Raw genomic sequence first — 10336 nt, forward strand, 5'->3', positions numbered from 1 at the left:
GCCCGCGCGGCGGAGGGGGCTAGTGAAGGGCGGTCGGGTCCGGCTCGGTGGCGAAGCCCGGAAGCCACTCCTCCAGTTCCTCGCGCAGGCGGACCGTCGCGTTCAGCTGGCACAGGACGCCGATCGTGCTGAGGGTGACGCGGTGGATCAGGAGGTACGACGGGGGCAGGTTCAGCTGCTTGCCCAGCTGGTGCGCGGGGGAGCGGGGGTCGGCGATGCGGGCCGCCTGGGTGCGGATCCAGGAGCGGGTGAACGCGAACTCCTCGGCCTGGACCGGCTCGATGATGGGGAGCAGGTAGTCGAGGATCGCGCCGGGGTCCAGGTCGATGGAATCCTTGACGAAGCCCTCCGCGCGCAGCTGCTCGTAGACCGCGCCCGCGTCGCCCGCCAGGGTCATGCGCAGCGCCTCGCCTATCGGCCGGGGCAGCCCCCCGGGCAGCCGGTCGACCGTGCCGAAGTCCAGGACGCCCAGCCGCCAGCCGTCGCCGTCCGGGACCAGGCGGAAGTTGCCGGGATGCGGATCGGCGTGCAGCAGGCCCGTGCGCGCGGGGCCCGAGAAGAAGAAGCGCGCGAGCAGCTGACCGGCCCGGTCGCGCTGCTCCGCCGTACCCTCCGCGATCACCTCGGACAGCGGCACGCCCTCGATCCACTCGGTGATCAGGACCTGGTCGGACTGGTGGACCACGGCGGGTACGACGATGTCGGGGTCGTCGGTGAACTCCTGCGCGTGCGCGCGCTGGGCGGTCGCCTCCAGGGCGTAGTCCAGCTCCTCGGAGACGCGGTCGCGCAACTCGGTGATCAGCGGCTTGACGTCCATGCCCGGGACCAGCGGGCCGAGCAGCCGGGCGAAGCGGCTGAGCTGGTTCAGGTCGGACAGCAGGGCCTCGCCCGCCCCCGGGTACTGGACCTTGACCGCGACGTCCCGGCCGTCCCGCCACACCGCGCGGTGGACCTGGCCGATCGACGCGGCAGCCGCCGGCTTGTCGTCGAACTCCAGGAACAGGTCCTGCCAGTCCGCGCCGAGGCGCTCCGCGAGGACCGCGTGCACCGTGCGGACCGGCATCGGCGGGGCCGCCTCCTGAAGCTTCGTCAGGGCCGCGCGGTAGGGGCCCGCGACATCCTCCGGGAGCGCCGACTCGAAGACCGACAGGGCCTGGCCGAACTTCATCGCGCCGCCCTTCAGCTCGCCGAGGACCTTGAAGAGCTGGTCCGCCGTGCGCTGTTGCAGCTCGCGGCCGACGATCTCCGCCGACTCGCCCACGATCCTCTTGCCCAGGCCCCAGGTGGCCCGGCCGGCGATGCCGAGCGGGAGCGCGGCGAGCTTGGCGGTGCGGGTGACCGCCTTGCGGGGAAGATCAGACATGCGCCCTCCAAGTACCCACCGGCCGCGCCGCGTTCGCCGGACGGAGTGACTCCATCGAATGTCGTTGCCCTGCCATTGTCTCGTGCGCCCTCGAGTCCTCCACGGGGTGTTCCTCAACATCGGGAGAAGCTTCGGCAAGAAGGACCCGGTAGGGCCCTTCGGGGTTCCCGGTGACGGCCGCCCCGCACGCGCACGCCGGGTGCGCCTCGACCGTCCGCGCCCGCCACTGGAGCGCCGGGGCCGAGATCTCCCAGCGCGTGCTGTGCGCCGGTGCGGTCCGGCCGTCCAGGAACGCCAGGGCGTGGCCGGCGGCGAGGCCCGCGACCGTGGTGGCCAGGGCGAGATCGCAGGGGAGGGTGGGACGGCGGTGCCCCGAGCGCCACTGGGCGAGCAGGCGCAGCCAGGCCGGGTCGGCGTCGCGGCGGGACCGCTGGAGGCAGCCCGCGCAGGCCGTCTCGCCGGGGAGGACGAGAGGGCCGACCACGCCGGTCGCCTCCACCACTCCGGCGTACAGGTGCGGGGTGCCCGAGGCGATCAGGGGGTCGGCGGCGGCCGGGTCCGGCGCGTACACGCCGACGTCGTCGCGCGGGGTGAGGATCACCAGGCCGAAGCCCGGCTCGGGACCGGGTTCGCGGGACGGCGGACGGCCGGGGGAGGCCGCGCGCACCGCACGCCGGGCCGCGTCGCGGCGGGGCTCGCCGATCGCGTCCGCCGACAGGCCGCCCGGCGCCACGTCACCCGGCTCCACCCGGCCCTCGTCGGCCACCTCGACCGTGCCGACGCCCGCCCCCGACAGCAGCGCGGCCAGCAGGGCGCCGACCCGGCCCGCGCCCTGCACCCGGACCCGCGCGCGGCGCCGGGCCGCCAGCAGCCGCATCGCCTCGCCGGGCTCCGGGGCGAGCAGCGACAGCGCGGCCAGGTCGGGGCCCAGCCGCTCCACGACCTCGCCCCGGCGCCGCAGCGCGTCCGCCTCCGTCCCGCCCCCGCGCGCGTCGTCCAGCAGCCCCGCCCCGGCCAGCCCCCGCACCAGCCCGTCCACATAGCCCTCCGGCAGGTCCCGCCGCCGCGCCTCCTCCCGCAGCAGCGGCAGCCCCCGCGTGCCGTCCAGCAGATCCAGGAACCCCTGGGTGGCGCTGTCCAGCGGACCCAGCGTCAGCGCCTGTGCCGGGGTCATCCCGAACTGCACGGTGCTCAGATCCCGCCACCCGCGCCGCAACGCCGGCTTCACCCTCGGATGCACAGCCACCACCCCCGTCGTCGTCATGAAACCTGGGCCGTACGTTTCGGAGACCCCCGGGGCACGCACCCCCGGGCACACGCCCCGGCGCACCACCCCGGGCCGCGCACCCCGGACCCTCGGAACCACGGCCCCGGAGCCCGGCCCGCACAGGCCCCGGCCCTTCGCCGGAACCCTCGTCCCGGCCGTCACCCTCAGCATGCCCACCCTCGCGGAAACCCGCCGAAAGTTATCCACAGGTATCGGCATCAGTCGTACAAGTCGGCCGCTCGGAGCACCCGGACGCCACGGGAACGACACCGAACCGTCCCGGAGTCAAGACTTCTCCCGTGTGCAGCGGGTAACGTCAGGGCGTGTCCGCCGACCCACTGCACGCCGGAACATCACAGCGCAGCACGACGAACGCGCCGCAGAGCGGCTCGAAGGCGAGTGCGATCGAGGTCCGCAGGAGCGCCCGGCGCCGCCGGACGGTCTCCGCGTACCGTGAGGGCGACCGCACCGTCGTGCTCATCCCTGCCCGGATGTCCGAGGCCGAGGAGAAGCGCTGGGTGAGCGTCATGCTCGACAAGCTGGCCGCCCAGGAGAGCAAACGGGTCCCCGGCGACGCCGAGCTCTCCGAGCGGGCGCAGCGGCTGTCCGCGCAGTACTTCGCGGGGCGCGCGCGGCCCAGCTCGGTGCGGTGGGTGACCAACCAGAACACCCGCTGGGGCTCCTGCACGCCCGCGGAGGGCAGCATCCGGCTCTCGCACCGGCTGAAGGGCATGCCGGAGTACGTCATCGACTACGTCCTCCTGCACGAGCTGGCGCATCTCCTCGTACCCGGTCACGGGCCCGACTTCTGGCGGCTGCTGGAGGCCTACCCGCGCACCGAACGCGCGCGCGGGTACCTGGAGGGCGTCGTCTCCGCCGACCGGCTCCCGCACCTGCCGGGCGCGCGCGGGGAGTGACGCCGGGCGCGTGTCGTGTACCGGGTCTGTACCGACTTCCTGCGATGTCAGAGCCAGCGGATAGCCTGGCGTGAACGAACTCGCAGTCGGAGTGGGGGACGGTCGTTGCACATGCCCAGGGAATTCCAACGCGGCCACAAGGCCAAGGTCGCCGATCTGACGGCGGGCACGGATCTGTACGTGGGGGTACGGATCTCGGCGCCGGGACTGGCCTTCGACATCAGCTGCTTCGGACTGGACGCCGACGAACGCCTCTCGGACGACCGGTACTTCGTCTTCTTCAACCAGCCGAAGTCCCCCGAGGAGTCCATCCAGCTCCTCGGTGAGCAGGCCGGGGACACGGAATCCTTCCGGGTGACCCTGGACCGTGTCCCGCCGCAGATCCAGAAGCTGTCCTTCACCGCGACGATCGACGGCGACGGCCAGATGTCGCAGATCGCCCCCGGCTACCTGCGGATCGTCGCCGGCGGCGAGGAGGTCGCGCGGTACGCCTTCGACGGCTCGGAGTTCTCCACCGAGCGCGCGGTGATGCTCGGCGACTTCTACCTCAAGGACGTCTGGCGGTTCGCGGCGGTCGGCCAGGGCTTCGACGGCGGCCTCGAAGCGCTGCTGAAGAACTTCGGCGGCGAGGTCGCGGAGGAGGAACCGCCCCCGGCACCCGAGCCCCCGGCCCCCGCCTTCGCCCCACCCGCCTTCGCACCCCCGACGGCCCCCGCGGCAGCGCCGACACCTCCGACGACAGCCGTCGTACCGCCCCAGGCCCAGGCGTCTACGGCCCAGCCCTCCTACGGCGCCCCGGTGCCCACCGCACCCCACGCGGCCCCACCGGCCCCGACGCCCGCGCCCTCCTTCGGCGCCCCTGCCCCCGCCCCCGCCTTCGCCCCCCACGCCGCCCCCACCATCGCCGCCGGCCTCCACACCCCACCCGCCGGCACGGTCCCGCCCCCGCCCACCCCCACGGCCCCCGCACCCCAGGGCGGCCCCTTCACCCCACCGGGCACGACACCCCCGGGCCCGCCTTCCGGAGCCCCCTTCGGCACCCCGGGCACGACACCGCCAGGTGCCCCCTTCGGCACCCCCGGTACGACGCCTCCCGGCGCCCCCTTCGGCACCCCCGGAACCACACCCCCCGGAACCACACCCCCGGGCACCACCCCACCCCCCGGCGCCCCCTTCGGCGCCACCGCCTCCCTCGCCCCCGTACCCCCCGAAGCCGGCCTCCGCGCGGTGCTCACCAAGTACGCCGAGGCCCCCGTGGGCGACCGCTGGACCGAGCAGAACCCGGAGCTTGTGCGGGCGACGCTCACCAAGGGCGCGAACATCCTCGCCAAGCAGGGCAGCATGGTCGCCTACCAGGGCGACGTCGACTTCGCCCACAAGGGCTCGGGACTCCTCGGCAAGCTGACGGGACAGCTCACCGGCCAGGGCATGAGCCTCATGCGCTGCTCGGGCGACGGCGAGGTCTTCCTCGCGGACGAGGCGAGCCGCCTCTTCGTGATCCGCCTCCAGGGCGAGCAGCTCTACACGTCCGCGCGCGGGGTGCTCGCCTTCGACGAGGCCCTCGACACGGAGGTCCGCCGGATCGAGGGCGCGGGCCTGCCCGGCGGCGGCCTGTTCAGCATGCTGTTCTCCGGCACGGGCGCGGTCGTCGTCAAGACCCGCGGCGTCCCCGTCGTCCTCCCGGTCGGCCCCGCCACGTACGTCGACGGCAACGCCGTCATCGCCTGGTCCGCGGGCGCGCAGGCGGTCACCACGACCTCGCTGCGCCTGCGCCGCTCCGGGTACGCCCGGCAGACCGCGGAGGCCGTCAACCTCCAGTTCCGGGGCGCCCCCGGCAACTTCGTCGTCGTCCAGCCCTTCGAGGTGTGAGGCAGCCATGGACCTCCAGACACTGAACGCGCAGCAGCCCGCGACGGCCGGCGTACGGATGAGCGTGCACAGCTCCAAGACGCTCAAGGTCACCATGGTCACCGGCCAGGACCTGTACGCGAAGGCCGGCTCGATGATCGCCTACGACGGGTACGTCCAGTTCGACGGCGCCCCCGCGAGCCTGCGGCGCAGCGCCGAGGAGATGGTCACCGGCGAGGGCGGCCGGCTGATGATGTGCCGCGGCGACGGCGAGCTGTATCTCGCCGACTACGGCGGCGACGTACTCGTCCTGCACCTGAACAACGAGGCGATCTCCGTCAACGGGCCCACCCTGCTCGCCTGCGACGCCTCGCTGGAGCTGAAGATCGAGCCCGTCAAAGGGCTCGCGAAGCTCTCCGGGTCCGGGCTCACGAACCTCGTCGTGCGGGGGACCGGGTGGGTCGCGCTGGTCAGCCGGGGAATGCCGATCTCCCTCGACTGCGCGGAGCGCGAGACGTACGTCGACCCCGACGCGCTCATCGCCTGGACCGACGGGCTCGACATGAAGGCCAAGCGCTCGATCAAGGCGGGCGCGCTGATCGGGCGGGGCAGCGGGGAAGCCTTCCAGGTCGGCTTCAAGGGGCAGGGGTTCGTCGTCGTCCAGCCCAGCGAGGACACCGGCGACCGATTCAAGATCCGGGGCTGAGGGGAGCCACGAACGACATGCACAGCACACTCTTCGCGCACATTCCGGTGGAGTCCACCGAGCGCTACACCCTCCAGAACCCGCAGCTCCTCAAGACGGACGTCTCGCGCGGGCGCGGGGCGATCCTCGCGCGGCAGGGGGCCATGGTCGCCTTCGAGGGCGACGTCCAGTTCGACAGCCAGTACCGGGACCGGGGGTGGCGCAACGTCGAGCGGATGACCGGGGAGCGGCTCGAACTCATGCGGTGCAAGGGGAGCGGGGTCGTGTATCTCGCGAACTTCGCGCAGCACCTGCACATCATGGAGGTCGGGCGGGGGATCACCGTCGACTCGTCGTCCGTGCTCGCGTTCGACGGGTCCCTCAACGTCGGGATCGTCGCGATCGACAGTGCCGTCGAGGTGGCTTCCGCCGGGGCGTACAACCTGGAGCTCTCCGGGGACGGGCAGGTCGTCGTGATGACGTCCGGGGAGCCGTTGGTGCTGGAGGTCGGGCCCGGGAAGAACGTCTGCTGCGACTCCGATGCGGTGATCGCCTGGTCGACCTCGCTGCGTACGCAGTTGCAGGCGCCGACGTCCACGTCCGCCGTGTGGCGGCGGCGGGGGTCCTCGGGGGAGGGGTGGGAGATGCAGTTCTCCGGGACCGGGCATGTGCTGGTGCAGCCGAGTGAGCTGTTGCCGCCGCAGCATTTGAGGGCGTCCGGGGTGCTGGGGCAGTTTGGGATGGGGAGTGGGGGGCTCAGCGGGAATTCGTTGGGGGGTAGTCGGAACTAGCGCCTACGGGGGTGCCTCGGAGGGGTGTGGGGCGGGTGCGGGTGCGTTGTGGCTGGTCGCGCAGTTCCCCGCGCCCCTGAAAAGCAAAAAGCAACACAACGCACCCCCGATCACACAGCCAGCCTTCTCCTTGTCTCCTCCAGCAGGCGTATCACCGAGTCGTCCGCCACTCTCGCCACCTCGTCGTACGCGAACCAGCGCAGGTCCAGTGACTCGTCGCTGATCTTCTCCACCGCGCCCTCCGGGGGTACGGCCGCGTACTGCACGTCCAAGTGCCACGCGCACGGCGTCAAGTGGCGGTCCAAGCGGATCGGCCCACCAGGAACCAACGTCAGCCCCTCGATGCCCGATTCCTCCGTGCCCTCGCGCAGAGCCGACGCGGACAGGGAGGCATCTCCCGGCTCGCAGTGGCCCCCCATCTGGAGCCACATGCGGAGTTTCTTGTGCAGGGTCAGCAGGACCCGGCCGCGCGCCGGGTCGATGACCAGCGCACTGGCCGTGATGTGGCCATCCGCGCACGCCTTCCACATGCCGTCCGGGTGGGAGGCGAGGTGGGCGAGGTAGGTGTCGCGCAGGTCCGGCTGGGCCTCGTATCCCTTGAGGACCGAGGCCGCGTCGTCGTGCAGGGTCACTCGGTGTCGTCGTCCTTCTTCTTGAGGTCGGGGCCGCCCTCGGCCGCCTCCCCGAGGAGCTTGTCCAGCTCCGAGAAGTCGAGCTGCTCGCGGTGGACGAAGCCGTCCGGGTCGTCGAGGTCGGTGGCTGTGGGCAGCATGTCGGGGTGGGCCCACAGGGCGTCGCGGCCGTCGACGCCGCGCGCGTCCGTGAGGGACGCCCACAGGCGGGACGCGTCGCGCAGGCGGCGGGGGCGCAGCTCCAGGCCGATCAGCGTGGCGAACGTCTGCTCGGCGGGGCCACCGGAGGCACGGCGGCGGCGCAGGGTCTCACGCAGCGCGTCCGCCGAGGTCAGCCGGGGTTTCGCCGCCGCGTGCACCACCGCGTCCACCCAGCCCTCGACCAGAGCGAGCGCCGTCTCCAGGCGGGCCAGGGCCGCCTTCTGCTCCGGCGTGTCCTCCGGCTGGAACATGCCCTGCTGGAGGGCGTCCTGGAGCTGCTCGGGGTTCTGCGGGTCGAACTGGCCGACCACGTCCTCCAGCTTGGCCGTGTCGACCTTGATGCCGCGCGCGTAGCCGTCGACCGCGCCGAACAGGTGCGAGCGCAGCCACGGCACGTGCGCGAACAGCCGCTGGTGGGCCGCCTCGCGCAGCGCCAGATACAGCCGGACCTCGTCCTTCGCGACGCCCAGGTCCTTGCCGAACGTCTCGATGTTCACCGGCAGCAGCGCGGCCTTCCCGGCCGGGCCCAGCGGCAGCCCGATGTCCGTCGAGCCGACGACCTCGCCCGCGAGCACGCCCACGGCCTGCCCGATCTGCGTGCCGAACATGGCGCCGCCCATCGAGCGCATCATGCCGATCAGCGGGCCCGCCATGGCCTGCATCTCCTCCGGCAGGACGTCACCCATCGCCGCGCCGACCCGCTCGGCGACCGGGTCCACCAGCTCCTTCCACGCGGGCAGCGTCGCCTCGACCCACTCCGCGCGCGACCACGCCACCGCCGTACCCGCGCCGGACGGCAGGGACGTCGCGTCGTCCAGCCAGAGGTCCGCCAGGCGCACCGCCTCCTCGACCGCCGTGCGCTCCGCCGCGCCCACGCTCGCGTCCTTCACGCCGTCCTGCGTGCCCTGCGCGACCTGCTGGCGGGCGATCTGCTTCGCCATGTCCCAGTTCACCGGGCCGCCCTCGTACGACAGCATCTGCCCGAGCTGCTGGAACGCCGCGCCCAGGTCGGTGGGGTTCATGGAGCCGAACATCGCGGCGAACGGGTTGTCCGCGCCGGGGGCTCCGAAGCCGCCGGCACCGGGCAGCCCGCCGAAACCGAACGGGTTCTGACCACCACCGCTCTGCTGGTCCTTCTTCTTGCCGTCGCCGTCCTCCGGCTCCTCCGGCGGAAGGCCGAATCCGAATGGGGTGTCACTCACGGGGTTCCTCGGCTGGTAAGGCCACCGGTCCGACGACCGGCGGCGCGGCTGCCCTGCAACACCACCCAGCGTAGACACCCGGGCCCGATCGGGCCTCGGTGCTCCGCCGACTCGCGGCCTGCGGCAGGATGGAGCCACCTGGTACGTACGCGTCATCCGCGCCCGTATGCCATGACAACCGCTGGAGACACCTGGTGAGTTCCCCAGATCCGCAGGTTCGCGCAGCGCGAAACCGCTCAACCGGCGCGGGCTCGCGCGGGCCCGTCGTCGCCGTCACCGGCGCGGCGCACGGGGTGGGCGCGCTGCTGACCGAGCGGCTCGCCGCGTCCGACGAGATCAAGCAGGTCGTCGCCATCGACGAGCGGCGGGGGGAGTGCGACGACGTGACGTGGCACGTCCTCGACGTGCGTGATCCGGCGATCGCGGAGAAGCTGCGGGGGGCCGATGTCGTCGTCCATCTCGCGCTGGATCTCGATCTCGGGTCCGACGCGGGGGCCCGTACGGCGTACAACGTGCGGGGGACGCAGACCGTGCTCACCGCTGCCGCCGCTGCCGGGGTGCGGCGGGTCGTCCTGTGCACCTCCGCGATGGTGTACGGGGCTCTCGACGACAACGAGCTGCCGCTGTCCGAGGACGCGGAGCTGCGGGCCACCGCCGAGGCGACCGGGGTCGGGGATCTGCTGGAGATCGAGCGGCTCGCTCGGCGGGCGCCGCGTGCGCATCCCGGGCTCAATGTCACCGTCGTGCGGCCCGCCACGCTCGTCGGGGGCACCGACACCGCCCTCACCCGGTACTTCGAGTCGCCCCGGCTCCTCGTCGTCGCCGGGTCCCGGCCCGCCTGGCAGTTCTGCCACGTCGACGATCTGTGCTCGGCTCTGGAGTACGCCGTGCTGGAGAAGGTCGAGGGGGAGCTCGCCGTCGGGTGTGACGGGTGGCTCGAACAGGAGGAGGTCGAGGAGCTGAGCGGGATCCGGCGGATGGAGTTGCCGTCCGCGGTTGCTCTCGGGGCCGCGGCCCGTCTGCATCGGATCGGGCTGACGCCGTCGCCTGCTGGGGATCTCGCGTACACGATGTACCCGTGGGTGGTCAGTGGCAGCCGGCTGCACGCGGCCGGGTGGCGGCCTCGGTGGACCAACGAGGAGGTTCTGGCGGAGCTGCTGGAGGAGGTTGCCGGGCGGCATACCGTTGCCGGGCGGCGGCTTGGGCGTAAGGACGCGACTGCGGCGGGGGCCGCGGGGGCGACGGTTGCGCTGCTGGGTGCGGCTGCTGTGGTGCGGCGGGCTCGGAAGGCTCGGCGGCGGGTGTAGTACGCCGGGTGCGGGCCCGGAGTCTCCTCGCCCCCGCCGCCCCTACCCGTCCCATCCTGAAGGGGCGCTGCCCCTTCAACGACCCCGCCAGGGGCTCCGCCCCTGGACCCCGGGTGGGTGGGG

Annotated in this window: 9 protein-coding genes; 5 read left to right on the forward strand and 4 right to left on the reverse strand. The window is 72.9% G+C overall.

What is annotated here, in order from left to right:
• Nucleotides 1-19: 19 nt before the first annotated feature.
• On the reverse strand, nucleotides 20-1363 hold the full coding sequence (locus PV682_RS26080; RefSeq protein WP_319733927.1) for an ABC1 kinase family protein: 1344 nt from the start codon (nucleotides 1361-1363) through the stop codon (nucleotides 20-22).
• Complete coding sequence (locus PV682_RS26085; protein WP_319733960.1) at nucleotides 1356-2603, reverse strand: TOMM precursor leader peptide-binding protein; 1248 nt, start codon at nucleotides 2601-2603, stop codon at nucleotides 1356-1358. The genes PV682_RS26080 and PV682_RS26085 overlap by 8 nt, the downstream gene beginning before the upstream one ends.
• A 350-nt stretch (nucleotides 2604-2953) precedes the next feature.
• Between PV682_RS26085 and PV682_RS26090 the strand changes: the two genes are divergently transcribed.
• The 4 genes from PV682_RS26090 (at nucleotide 2954) to PV682_RS26105 (ending at nucleotide 6871) form a co-directional block, all read left to right on the forward strand.
• Nucleotides 2954-3547 (forward strand): M48 metallopeptidase family protein, encoded by a 594-nt coding sequence (locus PV682_RS26090; protein WP_319733929.1) that lies wholly within the window; start codon nucleotides 2954-2956, stop codon nucleotides 3545-3547.
• A 111-nt stretch (nucleotides 3548-3658) separates the two neighbouring features.
• Nucleotides 3659-5416: a TerD family protein gene (locus PV682_RS26095; RefSeq protein WP_319733931.1), complete on the forward strand. Its 1758-nt coding sequence runs from the start codon at nucleotides 3659-3661 to the stop codon at nucleotides 5414-5416.
• A gap of 7 nt (nucleotides 5417-5423) precedes the next feature.
• Nucleotides 5424-6101, forward strand: coding sequence for an AIM24 family protein (locus PV682_RS26100; protein WP_319733933.1), 678 nt, complete (start codon nucleotides 5424-5426; stop codon nucleotides 6099-6101).
• A 17-nt stretch (nucleotides 6102-6118) separates the two neighbouring features.
• Nucleotides 6119-6871 carry an AIM24 family protein gene (locus PV682_RS26105; RefSeq protein WP_319733935.1) on the forward strand — a complete coding sequence of 251 codons (753 nt, stop codon included), beginning with the start codon at nucleotides 6119-6121 and terminating at the stop codon, nucleotides 6869-6871.
• Between the two features lie 110 nt (nucleotides 6872-6981).
• Here the strand turns inward: PV682_RS26105 and PV682_RS26110 are convergent, their stop codons facing one another.
• Together PV682_RS26110 and PV682_RS26115 are read right to left on the reverse strand one after the other, a co-directional pair.
• A complete protein-coding gene (locus PV682_RS26110) occupies nucleotides 6982-7503 on the reverse strand; it encodes an NUDIX hydrolase (protein WP_319733937.1) in 522 nt (173 codons plus the stop codon).
• Nucleotides 7500-8906 (reverse strand): zinc-dependent metalloprotease, encoded by a 1407-nt coding sequence (locus PV682_RS26115; protein WP_319733940.1) that lies wholly within the window; start codon nucleotides 8904-8906, stop codon nucleotides 7500-7502. The genes PV682_RS26110 and PV682_RS26115 overlap by 4 nt, the downstream gene beginning before the upstream one ends.
• Before the next feature lie 194 nt (nucleotides 8907-9100).
• Here PV682_RS26115 and PV682_RS26120 point away from each other — a divergent pair, with 194 nt between their 5' ends.
• Nucleotides 9101-10213 (forward strand): SDR family oxidoreductase, encoded by a 1113-nt coding sequence (locus tag PV682_RS26120; protein ID WP_319733942.1) that lies wholly within the window; start codon nucleotides 9101-9103, stop codon nucleotides 10211-10213.
• The last annotated feature ends 123 nt before the right edge of the window (nucleotides 10214-10336 follow it).

This window comes from Streptomyces niveiscabiei, from assembly GCF_033794345.1.
GTDB classification, from domain to species: Bacteria; Actinomycetota; Actinomycetes; order Streptomycetales; family Streptomycetaceae; genus Streptomyces; species Streptomyces niveiscabiei.